The sequence below is a fragment of the Priestia sp. FSL H7-0729 genome (assembly GCF_038005685.1).
In the GTDB taxonomy this organism is placed as follows: domain Bacteria; phylum Bacillota; class Bacilli; order Paenibacillales; family Paenibacillaceae; genus Paenibacillus.
Genome location: NZ_JBBOTQ010000011.1, coordinates 48607 through 63416, shown reverse-complemented (window position 1 = coordinate 63416; position 14810 = coordinate 48607). Strand labels below are relative to the sequence as shown.

General features: G+C 45.6%; 10 protein-coding genes and 2 tRNA genes. 8 read left to right on the top strand and 4 right to left on the bottom strand.

Annotated features, from left to right (window positions below; genetic code table 11):
• Positions 1-82: 82 nt before the first annotated feature.
• A complete protein-coding gene (gene asnB / locus MHH93_RS21540; protein ID WP_500055683.1) occupies positions 83-1927 on the bottom strand; it encodes an asparagine synthase (glutamine-hydrolyzing) in 1845 nt (614 codons plus the stop codon).
• Between the two features lie 193 nt (positions 1928-2120).
• Between asnB and MHH93_RS21535 the strand changes: the two genes are divergently transcribed.
• Positions 2121-2420 (top strand): hypothetical protein, encoded by a 300-nt coding sequence (locus MHH93_RS21535; protein ID WP_215075788.1) that lies wholly within the window; start codon positions 2121-2123, stop codon positions 2418-2420.
• Positions 2421-2451: 31 nt separating this feature from the next.
• A complete protein-coding gene (locus MHH93_RS21530) occupies positions 2452-2808 on the top strand; it encodes a hypothetical protein (protein ID WP_500055682.1) in 357 nt (118 codons plus the stop codon).
• A 168-nt stretch (positions 2809-2976) separates the two neighbouring features.
• Here the strand turns inward: MHH93_RS21530 and MHH93_RS21525 are convergent, their stop codons facing one another.
• Positions 2977-3270: a magnetosome magnetite crystal formation protein family gene (locus MHH93_RS21525; RefSeq protein WP_440391609.1), complete on the bottom strand. Its 294-nt coding sequence runs from the start codon at positions 3268-3270 to the stop codon at positions 2977-2979.
• Between the two features lie 345 nt (positions 3271-3615).
• Between MHH93_RS21525 and MHH93_RS21520 the strand changes: the two genes are divergently transcribed.
• The 3 genes from MHH93_RS21520 to MHH93_RS21510 all read left to right on the top strand — a co-directional run bounded on the left by MHH93_RS21520 (position 3616) and on the right by MHH93_RS21510 (position 8969).
• Positions 3616-3689, top strand: a tRNA-Arg gene (locus tag MHH93_RS21520).
• A gap of 157 nt (positions 3690-3846) precedes the next feature.
• Positions 3847-4617, top strand: a complete 771-nt coding sequence (locus tag MHH93_RS21515) for a class I SAM-dependent methyltransferase (RefSeq protein ID WP_500055681.1) — start codon at positions 3847-3849, stop codon at positions 4615-4617.
• A 392-nt stretch (positions 4618-5009) separates the two neighbouring features.
• A complete protein-coding gene (locus tag MHH93_RS21510; protein WP_500055680.1) occupies positions 5010-8969 on the top strand; it encodes a S8 family serine peptidase in 3960 nt (1319 codons plus the stop codon).
• 136 nt (positions 8970-9105) lie between these two features.
• On the opposite strand, the gene MHH93_RS21505 is transcribed toward MHH93_RS21510, so the two are convergent.
• Both MHH93_RS21505 and MHH93_RS21500 read right to left on the bottom strand, forming a co-directional pair.
• The gene (locus MHH93_RS21505) at positions 9106-10335 is read right to left on the bottom strand and encodes a CynX/NimT family MFS transporter (protein WP_500055679.1); all 1230 of its coding nucleotides are present in this window, start codon (positions 10333-10335) and stop codon (positions 9106-9108) included.
• 773 nt (positions 10336-11108) lie between these two features.
• Positions 11109-11182: transfer RNA gene (locus tag MHH93_RS21500), tRNA-Arg, on the bottom strand.
• A 235-nt stretch (positions 11183-11417) separates the two neighbouring features.
• Between MHH93_RS21500 and MHH93_RS21495 the strand changes: the two genes are divergently transcribed.
• The 3 genes from MHH93_RS21495 to clpP all read left to right on the top strand — a co-directional run bounded on the left by MHH93_RS21495 (position 11418) and on the right by clpP (position 14802).
• Positions 11418-12353: a hypothetical protein gene (locus MHH93_RS21495; protein ID WP_500055765.1), complete on the top strand. Its 936-nt coding sequence runs from the start codon at positions 11418-11420 to the stop codon at positions 12351-12353.
• 138 nt (positions 12354-12491) lie between these two features.
• Positions 12492-13832 carry a trigger factor gene (tig, locus tag MHH93_RS21490; RefSeq protein WP_500055678.1) on the top strand — a complete coding sequence of 447 codons (1341 nt, stop codon included), beginning with the start codon at positions 12492-12494 and terminating at the stop codon, positions 13830-13832.
• Positions 13833-14211: 379 nt separating this feature from the next.
• Positions 14212-14802, top strand: coding sequence for an ATP-dependent Clp endopeptidase proteolytic subunit ClpP (clpP, locus tag MHH93_RS21485; protein WP_076216932.1), 591 nt, complete (start codon positions 14212-14214; stop codon positions 14800-14802).
• Positions 14803-14810: the final 8 nt, after the last annotated feature.

Genomic DNA, 14810 nt, shown 5'->3' with positions numbered 1-14810 from the left:
TAACAAGAGGGTGCCAGGAGAGTAACAGTTATGCTGTTCTCCTGACACCTTTTTTTGATGAATGAGAAATCAGAGGATGATTCTAACGAATAGCGACTTTATATGTCCGCAACCAGTTATTGATCTGAGTCAGATAAGCAAATAGCTGAGGACCCGACATGAGTTGCCCGAACCAGGGCAGATTGGACGCTGCATCCGGTGAAGACGCAAGATTGCGGATCTGAGTTTTGTCGATTAATGGCAAAATTGGCGATGTAGGATCATCCAGAATATCAAGGACCTGTTGTTTGACTGCGGCCAGATATTGCGGATTATGTGTTTTTGGATACGGACTCTTTTTGCGATATAACACATCGTCAGGCAGGACACCTTCGAGTGCTTTACGCAAAATACCTTTTTCTCGTCCGCCGGTTATTTTCATCTCCCAAGGGATGTTAAAGACGTATTGGATCAGACGGTGATCACAGAAAGGCACCCGTACTTCCAGCCCTGCCCCCATACTCATTCGGTCTTTGCGATCCAGAAGAGTAGGCATGAAACGTGTAATGTTCAGATAGGACATCACACGCATTTGTGCAGCTTTACCCGTTTCCCCATCCAGAAGAGGCACTTCAGCCACTGCATCCGAATAGCGGTCTGCAAGATAGTCGAGTGGGCGAATCCATTCCCGTATGTCAGGTGATAAAAGCCCTGCTCGCATGTCAGGTGCTACAGACCATGGAAACGTACCGGAGTTCAGCATCTCATCCCGATGGAACCAGGGGTAACCGCCAAATACCTCATCCGCTGCTTCACCTGAAATGGCAACCGTGGCCCCTTTTTTGATCTCTTTGCAGAACAGATAGAGCGAGGAGTCCACATCTGCCATGCCTGGCAGATCTCTTACTAGCATGGCCTGTGTCAGCGCATGAACCAGCTCTCCATTCTCAATTTCAATCCAGTGATGATCGGTCTTGAGTTCCTCCACCATTCGTTTGATCCAAGGGCCATCTGCACCCGGCTGAAAGGAATGCGCCTGGAAGTGCTTGGCGTTATCCACATAATCGACAGAATAGGTACTGACTTGGCCTTGCCCGGTCCGGTTGTAATAATCCACGGCTAATGCTGACAATGCACTGGAGTCCAGTCCTCCTGATAAAAGAGAGCATACGGGAACATCCGAAGCCAACTGGCGCTCCAGTGTATCTTGCAAGAGCGTACGCACCTCGGCTGCCGTCTCTTCCAGGTTATGCTCGTGATTCTGACTTTCCAGTTTCCAGTAGGCATAGGTTCGGATCCCATTTCGGTTATAAATCAGCGCGTGCGCAGGCTTGAGTTCGCTCAGTGAAGAGTATACGCCATGTCCTGGGGTCCGTGCAGGCCCTACGATAAACACTTCGGCCAATCCTTCCGGTCCAACAGCCGCTTCCACATCGGGGTGAATGAGCAGGGCTTTGGGCTCTGAGCCGAATACGAGGGTGTCTTTTGCATTACTGTAGAACAGAGGTTTTACGCCAAGGCGATCTCGTGCGATGAAAACCTGCTCGCGTCCCCCATCCCATATGGCAAAAGCGAAAATGCCGTTAAACCGGTCAACACATGCTGGTCCCCACTCAATATAAGATGCGAGCAACACTTCCGTATCACATTGCGTGCGGAACTGATGCCCCCGCTGGAGCAATTCCTTTTTCAACTCGGGTGCATTGTATAGTTCTCCGTTATACACGACGGTATAGGAGGTATCTCCCTGTAACGCATGCATGGGCTGTGCTCCGTTCTCGGGGTCCATTACACTAAGACGCCGATGCCCAAAGGCACAAGGATTGGAGATCCATGTACCTGAAGCGTCGGGCCCCCGGTTCGACAAGCTATCCGTCATACGGACCAGCAGCTCTGATTCCTGGGTCAAATCCCGATTCCACTGTATGAAGCCGGTAATACCGCACATGGTTTGTTCATCCTTTCTTGGTCGAGTCATTCATCCGTATGGTTGCTTCGTTACAGGCAACCAGCAAATGTTGTCTTTTTCGTCAGAGGTCGTAACAAATATATGCCGAAAGCAGGCATAAAATGTCTGTCCTCTTCGGAAACTAGTTCTAGGGACAACGGCCTCAACATGCCTGTGAAGGAGAGAACATGCAATGGACAGTATGAAGTATTATGTGTCTGTCATGGGCCGCTCCGTTATTCCTGATCCGTCGGTAACATCGTATGAATGGATCATTCAGGCAACGCCGCAGGAAGCGGAGCATTTGCTGGGACTGCTTAACCTTATGCAGGAGAAGGAGGAAGAAGCCTTTCCCGGCATGGTATTCCCATGGCCAGATACACCGGAGGAATCCGTAAACCGGGCGTATGAAACGGTATTACAACAGGTGTATCGGGAGATTTACCGATTAGGCACACCAGAGACACGATACCAGATTGAACAAACTACGTGATAAGAACACAGAAAAAGGAGCGCGATAACGAATGTATGCCATTCAAGATGCCAAAATACGCAGATTAACTGAGGTAGACGGATTATCCTGTGCAGAAGTGGAAGTGCAGCCTGGAAATGTCGGAGATCCGTCATTACTTGTATACGTGGCCTCTACTCAACCCGGAAATTCGCTGGAAGTCGTTCGGATTGTACGCAACCACTCTGATTCAGCGATCGACTGGTATAACAATAATATGCACACCGCATTTGAAGAGGCGACAGATACCGCATTTGAGAACAGCGAAGGTATGACAGTTGAAGAAGATAAGGCCCGGTTTCAAAGTGAGTTGTTTGCCTTTGGTTTACTTGGTCCAACACTTCAGCGTTATCTGATCGGGCGGGCTTAGCAGGCAACGCTCTCCAGCAACATATGTGGTGATAGCGGGATAGGGTTCAATGTTGAGTATACGTAGACAGTAACCTATTGTTGTTATATCTTTATCTGGAACTGGAAAAACCCGCCGTTGTAAACGGCGGGTTTTGTTATGCGATGATCAGATCAGGTGGCTATGTGATCAAGCATACTCGCGCAGCACTTGAATGCCTTTGACCACGTTGTACAGAAAGCTTAATCCGTAGATCACAAAAAATAGAATGACAAACCCGACGGCTGAACCCAGGCTATGTGCAGTCACGAAGAAATAGAATAGCGGAATGGCAGCCAGAAAGGGGAATACATGTGAAAACAAGGCGCGTTTCGCATGTCCCTCAATGTAAGCATCCTTGGCTACAATCCATATAATGATGGGAAACAGGAATGGGGCAAAGAAAATACTAAAGTAGGATAGGGCTGATAAAAGTTGTCTCATGACGATTCTCTCCTTCAATGGAACATTGAATTATATGTATGCAAAACATTACCCAACAACTCTGCCAATAAACATGTATTGTGATCAACTTGCTCCAGTTGTCCCGATCTCCTCAATATAACCTGGTTCAAGCTATCATATTCTCGATGAGATTGGAGTATGAGAATAATACAATAATACAGTAAAATACATGCATAGAGGTCGTTCGAAAATTCCTCTTTTGATTACAAGCGATGCCTTTAAACCCGTATTTAAATATAATTATTAATTTTTTTATAAAACTATTGAAAAATATAGAAATCAGAGTATAATAAGAACCGCGCCGAAAATTTATTATACATATTTGTCTCAGTAGCTCAGCTGGATAGAGCAACGCCCTTCTAAGGCGTCGGTCGGGGGTTCGAATCCCTCCTGGGACGTAAAAAAAGAAGAAGCTTCCTTCGGGAAGTTTTTTTGCGTTCAAGGGAAGAGTGTTTTATTGGTTATACCTATAAGTAATATAGAATTTATATATTTAAAGAATAAACAATTCTATGCCACAATGAGGATATCATAACGAAAGCGACGGTGGCATCCATGAAATCTTTAAATCAATGGCAAGCAGAGGCGTATGACAACAAACTGGCTTTTGTGTCCGGATATGGCAAAAACCTGATCTCTTGGCTTCAACCCCAAAAAGGGGAATACATTCTTGATCTGGGTTGCGGGACGGGAGATTTGACGTATGAAATTTCTCTGACCGAAGCTGAAGTTATTGGTATGGATGCTTCGCCCGACATGATTCTCCGTGCGAGGGAGAAATTCCCTGAAATTGAATTTGTGGAAGGAGACGGCCATCAATTTGAGACGAATAGACTATATGATGCCGTCTTCTCCAATGCAGCCCTGCACTGGATGCGAAGCCCGCAATTAGTGGTGGATAGCATATGGAAGTCACTGAAGCCCGCAGGGCGTTTTGTCGCAGAATTCGGTGGTAAAGGGAACGTGCAGACCATTGTGAATGCATTAGAGGAGGTTGTGGGGCGAAACACGGGTATTCGTGCTTCAGAACGCAATCCTTGGTATTTTCCTTCGATCGGAGAATATAGCCATATTTTAGAACAACGCGGATTTCTGGTGCGTCATGCCTATCACTATGAGCGTCCTACCAGACTGGCAGATGGTGAGCAGGGTATAGTAGGCTGGTTGGCTCATTTTGGCGGCGACTATTTTGCAGGTCTCAGTCATGATGAGATACAACAAATATGCCATGAAACCAGTCGGATCGTGATGCCTAAACTTTGGAAGGATGATGCTTTGTATGCAGATTACAAGCGTCTGCGTATTGAAGCCGTGAAGCCGGAATAAGTAGGATTTTGTGATATGTATCAATTTTTATCGATGTTAAACGAATTATTTAGATGCCTTGTATGCTAACCACGCTTCCCCTATATACCAGGAATCTCTTTCGGATAAAGAGGCTCTTGGTCTTTTTTTTCTGCCTTATTTTAAAAATGAAATATTCAAACGACAAATAATTACAAATGGATATTTTTATCATACTCAAGACCCATATAAGTAATTTCTATATCATATTTGTAAGTATTTAGAAGGAAAATGTGGTATTTTGATAGAATAATTTACCATGGGTCAATCTTCTTGCAGATAGGTGGTGAAATTGGAGTGTGTATTGCAGTACGCACAAACAGCAGGAACCCATCATTTGGTGAGGTAGTTACATTAAAAGGAGGGGCTAAGCCTTGAGTAAACGATTGATATCTACGTTATTAAGTGTTCTGATGGTCTTTTCCATTATTCTCCCCACGGCTGGAGCCGCTCCCGCAGATTCAGCAATTCAGCTTGAGAACATACCAAGTACAGCCGAAGCGAAACAATGGAGAGAGATTCTTGCAGGGCGAGAGGCAAAACTTGCCGCAGATCCATTTTTGGATAAAAGCTTGGAAGGCCTGGGTGGAGAGAACACCCGAGTAATCGTTGAGCTTTCCAATAAACCTGTTGCTGTAGCGCAAGGTGAATCAACCCTCTCTGGAAAATCTTTTACCTCCTCTATGGAAACAAAGGCTGTGACTCAAGTTGAGCAACAACAACAGTCATTTGTACATAGCCTCACTCAGAAGAAAATCAAACATGAAGTACTGGAAGAATATGCATATGCCCTAAATGGTGTAGCGATTGAGCTTAAAGGAAACCAAGTGGGACAATTGCTTCAAATACCTGGTGTGGTCAGCGTATATCCTGACCTTGAAGTTACCATAGCGCCTGAGACAGATGAAGTGAACCCGTACATGAAAGACACAGCGCCTTTTATTGGTGCACCTGAAGTATGGGATTTGGGTTACAAAGGAAATGGCATCAAAGTGGGTGTCATCGATACAGGGATTGACTATGAGCATCCTAATTTGCAGGAAGCTTACAAAGGTGGATGGGACTTTGTTGGAAACGACAATGATCCGTATGAAGCGACATATCAAGAATGGAAAAGTTCAGGGGAACCTGAGTTTAACGAAAGGGGAAGTGCCTTTTACACATCCCACGGTACGCACGTAGCCGGTACCATTGCTGCTCGTGAAGCAGGGGATTACGGGATTGTTGGCGTTGCTCCTGAAGCAGATATCTATGCATACCGTGTACTTGGGCCGTATGGTAGTGGTCAAACCTCATGGGTGCTCGGCGGAATTGATCGTTCCGTTGAAGATGGCATGGATATAATTAATCTCTCTTTGGGGAATGCCGCTAACGATCCAAGTTATATTACCTCGGTAGCCCTGAATAATGCGATGCTGTCTGGTGTGACAGCAGTAGTTGCCAGTGGCAATGACGGACCCAACCGGTATACACTTGGTTCTCCGGGGGCATCTGCCATGGCCATCACGGTAGGCAACTCCACAGGCCCTAGCCAGCTTATTACAGCGGATACTCACTTCTGGATTGGTGAGGAAGGCGAAGAGGCACAACCTGAGCAACAACCGGTGCCAGAGGTTGAACCATCCCCTGAACTGGGGACGGCACCTGGAACAGAAGAGCCTGAAGGTTCGGAGCAAGGTGTAGTTGCAACTACTACTGAAGATAGTGAAGCAGGAGTAGAAGATGTAGTTTCTGACGAAGCTGCAATTCCGAACGTAGAAGAAGCTACAACTGAAGAAAATACGTCATCTGCTTTACCTTCTGCACCGGTAGAAGCTTCTCCTGAAGCTGCTCCTGTGGAAGAAGAGCCTGTAGTTGCTCCAACTGAAGCTCCACTGGCTGTTACAGAGTCGGTTTACCGTCTGGATCTGATGGGATGGAGCTTGTCAGCAGATCCTGAAACTGTTTTGACAGGGAAATATGAGCTGGAGTTTGCAGCACTGGGCAAACCTACTGATTTTGAAGGTAAGGATTTTACAGGCAAAGTGGCATTAATACAGCGTGGTGAACTCGCATTTGTAGAGAAAATCGCCAATGCCAAAGCGGCTGGAGCCGTGGCTGTTATTGTATATAACAACATTCCAGGTCCAATCGGTGTAAGTCTGGGGGATAACTTTGAACTCATTCCGACACTGAGCATGTCCAAAGAAGATGGAGAAGTGATCAAGGCTGAGTTGGACGGAGGACAAGCCGTTGAAGTGAGCTTTAGTGATTTTGAACGCAGCCAAACGCCGGGTGATGAAATGAATTCATCCAGTTCACGAGGACCTGCCAAGGTAACACTGGACATCAAACCGGATATTGTTGCACCAGGTACAAGCATTCTGTCTACGATTCCTGCCTACGGCAAGGATGAGCCAGATGCAGATTACGCACAGGCGTATGATCGTAAATCAGGTACAAGTATGGCTACACCTCATGTAGCAGGTTTGATTGCGCTGCTGATCGAGAAGCATCCGGAATGGACGCCATTTGATATCAAAGTTGCGCTTATGAACAATAGTAAAGTGCTGGATACGACGAAGTTTGATGTATTTGATCAAGGTGCTGGCCGTATTCAGGCTGTGAATACTATTGATCCTGCTGCTTTTGTCAAAGTGCTTGATGTAACTCAATACACTGAAAGTGGCGCTGTTGTTGATAAGGAGAATATCACCGGAAGCATCAACTACGGTAATTTCCTGAGCACAGATGAAAAGACGATTACCAAAACGATTAAAGTTGAAGCACGGAATGGCAGTGGAGGGGATTACACCGTAAATGTGAATCCAACTCGTAATGTTGCTGGTGTATCCGTTGCGGTAGACAAGAGTTCCTTCACACTGAATGGTGAAGAAGAGCTTGCAGTGACAATTACCGTTCCACGAGGGGTTACTGCGACTACAGAAGCACAAGGATACATTGAGTTCTCGAACGGAACCAATACATTTACTGTGCCATATGTTGCTCATTTCAACGTTACGTTGAGTGGAGTTAAGTATATTGAAACCGTAAAAGGCACTGAAAAAAATCCTTTCCACTATCCATTGAAGGCTGATGGTACGTTGGATACGCTTAATGTAGCGATGGAATTCTACAATCCGATGACATTCGCCCTGATTGAGATTTTTGATGGTCTTAATCCGGAAGGTGGATATTATCAAGATGGTTATATCGGCTCCATTTTCGGTAACTATTATAATTTCAATGCTAACGCAAGATATAATCTTGCCTGGGACGGCACATATGCGGATTACACAACGGATGAAGTGACAGAGATTCCGGATGGTTTATACACCGTTGATATCACTACTATTGGAACGGACGGCAAAACCTATAAGGAAGACACTTCGCCATTTTTGGTGAAAAAGACAGCTCCGGCTGTAACTGCACCAGAAACATTGGAGTTCAAAGCGGATGAGTCTGCTGTCCTTAATGGTAGTGTGGAAGATTTGTACTTCCGTGTTGCTCCTGCGCTTGCCAGCGGATGGGACATCACGTTTGATCCGGCAGCTTCTCTGGAAGCAACGTATGTTGTGAGTAAAGAGGATGGTTCAGTTTATAAAGAGGGAGTCTTTGAGGTACAAGCTGATGGAACCTTTAGCCTTCCTTTGGAAGGATTAGAAGCAGGCGAGTATGCCGTTGAACTTACGGTAAAAGACCAACAGGGGCTTGCGGGTACAGCCAATACGGTCCTGAAATTGGAAGCTGTGGAGACTGAACCTGAAACTCCGGCTACCAAGGCTCCGGGTACGCCTGTATTGTCCCACAATAACTGGGTAGGCAACGGCCTTCCAGAAGGCTCGTATATCGTTACCATGAACCTGTGGTGGGGCGAGAACGGGACTAGCTACAAGTTATATGAGAACGGGGTTCTAGTTGATACGCAAAAGTTGACTTATAACGCACCTTGGGCGCAGTTTGCTCAGACGAAGATTACGGGTAAAGCCAATGGCACATATACGTACGTGGCTGAGCTAACAAACGACAAGGGAACAACGCGGAGTCAGACGTTGACTGTTCAGGTTACCAACGCAGCGCCAGGCAAAGCAGTTCTTTCTCAGGATAACTGGGACGGTGATGGCAATTATAAGGTGACCATGAACCTGTGGTGGGGAACCAACGCTACAGAGTATCGTCTCTATGAAAATGATAAGTTGATCGACACGCAAGAACTCCGTGCGGTATCACCTCTTGCGCAAAGTGCTGTGACTAAACTGTCCGGCAAAGCGTCGGGTACGTATACGTATCGGGCCGAGTTAATTAATGCAGCCGGAGTTACCAGCACAGACACGATTAAGGTAAAAGTGAAGTAAGTTTATAATCATTAAAGCTGACTCAATTAATGAAGGAATTGTTCCATGCATAAACGGCCTCCATCCTGATGAATAGGATGGAGGCCGTTTCATTTGGTTCTTTTTTAATAGATAAATAAATAAATAAATGGTATGACTAACCGATCATCCGATTTTTACTGGCTTGAAGCCCTGCGATTAGTAAAGCAATGGCCAGAATGACCTGTATCAGCAACGGAAGTGTCCATCCTCTTGTCCAGTCATGAAGCATGCCGAACAGTAGAGGTCCCACTGCTGCCAGCATATATCCGAAAGATTGGGCCATACCGGACAGACTGGCAGCTTGTCTGGCATCTTTTGTACGGAGGACGAAGAACATGGTTACCAGTCCAAATGAAGCTCCGGCACCTATTCCTGCCAACGTGACGCCGATGGTAACGAGCGAACCGATGCCGCTTAACAATAACGCATACCCGACAATTAAAGAAGAACACGTAATCGCGGTTAGAAGACGCTGATCTCGCGTTCGGCCGGCAAGGATCGGAACGATAAAGGTAGCTGGTACGCTAACCATCTGCATTAGGGAGAGCATCCATCCTGCTGAGGTGGGGCTGAATCCTTGCTCGGCCAGAACCTCGGGAAGCCAGGTAATCGTCGTATAGAAGATTAGGGATTGCAGACCCATAAATAAAGTAATGGACCAAGCTAGCCCAGAAGTTCTTAGACGCACAGGTGCCCCTTCGCTCTGGGAGGTAACATATAACATCCGCTGGCGTCCTGCAGCGATCTGGGGGAGCCACAAGAGGAGTGCCAGTATGGACAACAGGGCCCACATGCCTAACGAAGCGCGCCAACCCATAGACGTAGCTCCGGCTACAGGTACGCTGACACCCGAGGCGATGGCGCCAAAAATATTCATGGATACAGAGTATAATCCGGTGACAATACCTACCCTCAATGGAAAATCACGTTTGATCAAACTTGGCAAGAGCACGTTGCTTAACGCTATGCCGCATCCCAATATTGCGGTTCCTGTATATAAGGAGAGAACGGAAGGCAACAAGCGTAAGGTCACCCCGATGGTTACGATGATGACAGCCAATAGCAGAGCGGATTCAAGTCCAAACCGTTTGGCAAGACGTGGTGCAAAAGGAGAGACTGCTGCAAAGGCGAGCAAAGGTAGTGAGGTTAGAAGTCCGGCCATCGTGTGGCCGATACCTGTATCTGAGCGGATCATCTCCACTACAGGTCCGGTTGCTGTAATCGGTGACCTCATGGTAGCGGCGATGACGATAATGCCTGCTAATAACAGGCCGAAACTTTTCGATGTCGAAGAATGTTCTTCCTCGGCATGGATGGACGAGTGCTGCTGCATTGAAGATGACATTGATAAAATCTCCTGTTTCCTAATAGGTTAATATGTATGGATTGTTACATTATCCACTCCACAAGCATAACATTCTATGTCAATATTGAACAATGAAATGAAAAAACACATACATGAGCGCGAGGCTCTAACTGTCTTGGACCAGAAAAAATTTAACGAATCCAGATGTTCTTATAACGGGTAAAAACACCATGTTCAGATTCTAACGAACCTCAGCGACGTTAATCAGGCTATTAAGTGCAAATAAGTGGGTTAATCCCCCAGAATGGTGAAATAAGCTCTCTAAGATTCGTTAGAATTCCATGATGCTAAATTTGAGTCATATAAAGTGTCCTATGTTCGTTAGAACATCAATACTAAGACATGGTGGTCACCCATGGAATGAGCTAATGCAAACATTTTGATGAAGTGACATAGACATGTAACGAAGCAGATGCTCCGACGAACCATAGGGGTTCTCATCCCCAGAACGCAAAAAAACTTCCCGAAGGAAGTTTTCTTTAATACGTCCCAGGAGGGATACTCTCCTTGCAGCCGAGACTGCGAAGTGGTGCTAACGAAGCGGATGCTCCGACGAACCATAGGGGTTCTCATCCCCAGAACGCAAAGAAAACTTCCCAAAGGAAGTTTTCTTTAATACGTCCCAGGAGGGATACTCTCCTTGCAGTCGAGACTGCGAAGTGGTGCTAACGAAGCAGATGCTCCGACGAACCATAGGGTTCTCATCCCCAGAACGCAAAAAGAAACTTCCCGAAGGAAGTTTCTTTTTAATACGTCCCAGGAGGGATTCGAACCCCCGACCGACGCCTTAGAAGGGCGTTGCTCTATCCAGCTGAGCTACTGAGACATGAAATTTTTCAAGCAAAATTGATTTTATCATATGCATACAGGAATATCAAGCATTTTATTTTAAAGTGTTTTTTGTATATGATATTTGGCGGCGGTAACGTTTTTTTCATTATATTTAAGGTTATGTTAGAATATCAGGAGAAATCAAAAATAGATCGACATTTAATATATAATATATACATCTATTTAGGTTAATTCCAACTGGAGATTCAGGATATAGAGGAGGTGCTCCCATTAAGGAATCCACGACCCCGGAAACCGAGCATAACAACAATATTGTGCTGTTTCCTAAGACGCTGGACTATTACCAGATTCAATTGACAGTTATGCTTGAAAATGAACGGTATGGTGAAGCGATGAAACTGCTTCACTTTTTGCTTCAATGTCAGGGACAGGAAGAGCGCCACTACGATGAATGGCGTGCCCTGCTCGAATGGCTTCAGGCTGCGTTCCCTCAGTATGAAGAAAGCTCGCCTGCCATTCTTGAAGAACGAGAAGAGGCAGAAGAGATCAGTGAGGAAGACATGGCACGGCATCATGCCCGAATGAAGCTTGAACAGGATGATGGCTATGCAGACAAGATGCTTCGCACAGTCATGGAAGAGCCGCTGTCTGAACAGACGATGCTGGCTTTGGAGCAACTGGCTTATCTTGATCTACCGAAGATTGACGAGGCACTTACAAGTTGGTTAAAAGATAAGTCGCTTCATCCTCTGCTTCAATTTCGTGTGCTACAAACCTTGCGTCGGCGAGGTGTTCAAGGTATGATCCTGTTTACGAGAGGCGAAGAGCAGGTTGAAGTCGAAATCGATACCGTGCCTCTTAGACCAGAGGAATTCCCGCTCCAGATTGTTCAGATTCTGGAACGAGTGGCAGATCAGACGGAGGTTCATGAACCTACGCTCTTTTATTTTGCCCAGGAACTGTGGATACAATATGTTATGGCGGTGTATGGAACCCGCGATTATATATCGATGCTGGAAGAAAATGATTCCATGACAGATATATGGGCAGCAGCTCTACATATGACCGTTGCAGACAGTTTGGGTGGTTCGCATGATGAGGAGAATACACGCTCAATGTATGCTGTGACAGGCGCGATGCGCTTTCGTCTGGAGCAGGCTTATCGATCCATGAAACAGTTTGTATCTGCCGGTTTGGACGGTTAATCGAGGCCGGAAACGTTTTCCTTAAACTGTATCAAGGGATTCCCCTTGAAAAAGAATCTAATCTTGTTTATACTAAAATGGTTATTTTGTACGTGATTGCCTACGTGAACATGTGAATTTTGGAGGGGAAAGTATACAATGAAAGCAACTTGGGAAAAGATAGAGAAGAACCTTGGGGTTCTTGAGGTTGAAGTGGATGCGGATCGTGTAACTGCAGCACTCGACAAAGCTTTTAATAAAGTGGTTAAACAAGCAAACGTACCTGGATTCCGTAAAGGTAAAGTACCACGTTCCATCTTCGAAGCACGTTTTGGTGTTGAGAGCCTTTATCAAGAAGCAATCGACATTTTGCTTCCTGAAGCTTATACAGAAGCAATCGACCAAACGGATATTTTCCCGGTTGATCGTCCTGACGTAGATGTTGAACAATTCGCTAAAGGACAAACATTCAAGTTCAAAGCGAAAGTAACTGTGAAACCTGAAGTGACTCTTGGTGAGTACAAAGGAATCGAAGTTGCTGTAGCAAAAGGTGAAGTAACGGATGCAGAAGTTGCTGAAGAACTTGAGCGTCTTCAACAACGTCACGCTGAACTCGTTGTAATCGACGAAGGTTCCGCTGCTAACGGTGACGTTGCAGTAATCGACTTCGACGGTTCCGTTGATGGTGTACCTTTCGAAGGTGGACAAGCTGAGCGTTATTCCCTGGAACTGGGTTCCAACACATTCATTCCTGGATTTGAAGAGCAAGTTGTGGGTCTGTCCACAGGTGACTTCAAAGACGTAGAAGTGACTTTCCCAGAGAGCTACCATGCAGCAGAACTTGCTGGCAAACAAGCGGTATTCAAAGTGAAAATTCACGAAATCAAACGCAAACAGCTTCCTGCATTGGATGATGAGTTTGCTAAAGATGTTAGCGAATTCGACACACTTGAAGAGTACAAAGCTGACCTGAAAACACAATTGGAATCCCGTAAAGCTGACGAAGCCAAAGCTGCACAAGAAAATGCAGTTGTAGAAAAAGTGGCTGAGAACGCTGAAGTGGACATTCCGGCTGCAATGGTTGACAGCGAAGTACAAAACATGATGCGTGATTTCGACAACCGTCTGCGTAACCAAGGTATGAACCTTGAAATGTTCCTGAGCTTCTCTGGCCAGACTCAAGCTGACCTGAGAGGACAAATGCAAGAAGATGCTTCCAAACGTGTTCGCAACAACCTGGTGCTTGAAGCTGTAGGTAAAGCGGAAAACATTGAAGTATCTGATGAAGAAGTGAATCAAGAACTCGAGAAAATGGCCGAATCTTACAAGCGTCCTGCTGAAGAGATCCGTGGCATCCTCGAAGGTAATGGTTCCCTGGACAGCCTTCGCGATGAAGTAAAACTGCGTAAAACAATCGACGTTCTTGTTGAGAACAGCACAGTTGTTGAGCCAGATGAAGCTCCAGCTGAAGAAGTTGTTGCAGAAGCTGACGAAAAATAAGACAAGCTGTGATCAACTTGTCAGTTGAATAAATGATAAGGCACGTGAACTATTGCGTGCCTTATTTTTAAATTATGACATCCATTTTATAGAAAATGAAGTAATTATATGGATGAACACTAATTTTATTGATCTGTGTACACTTTTTACATACCTATGTAGTTCATGCAAATAAAAAATGGCAAGACGGCATAGGATGGCTTCAATTTGCACATACATAGAAAACATGGTTAAATATGATCAGGCTAAAAAAGTAAACAAACGGATGTCTGACCTCTCTTGTGAAAAATGACATTGTCACAGGAAAGTGTTAGAATGAATTTGGGTTTGCTTTACAGGTGGCCTATGTCTAATTACATGTAGAAAAGAGGTTGGTCTCATGAGTCTGGTGCCAATGGTTATAGAACAAACCAATCGAGGCGAGCGGTCTTACGATATATATTCACGTTTGCTGAAAGATCGCATTATCTTTCTAACCAGTGCGATTGATGACGATGTAGCCAATCTTGTCATAGCACAGCTTTTGTTTTTGGCAGCCGACGATCCTGAGAAGGATATAAGCTTGTACATTAACTCACCTGGTGGTTCTGTCACCGCAGGGATGGGTATATACGATACGATGCAATTTATCAAGCCGGATGTATCTACCATTTGCGTAGGGATGGCAGCAAGCATGGGCTCGTTATTGCTAACAGCCGGTGCACCTGGCAAAAGATATGCGCTGACCAACAGCGAGGTTATGATTCATCAGCCGCTTGGCGGCATTCAAGGACAGGCTGCGGATATTAAGATACACGCAGAATGGATTATTAAAACACGTCAGAAACTGAATCAAATATACGTCGATCGTACGGGTCAGTCTCTTGAGAAAATTGAGCGGGATACAGACCGTGACTTCTTCATGAGCGCTGAAGAAGCTAAGACGTACGGCATTATTGACCAGGTGCTCAGTAGACCGATCAATTCCTAAAGGGGTGG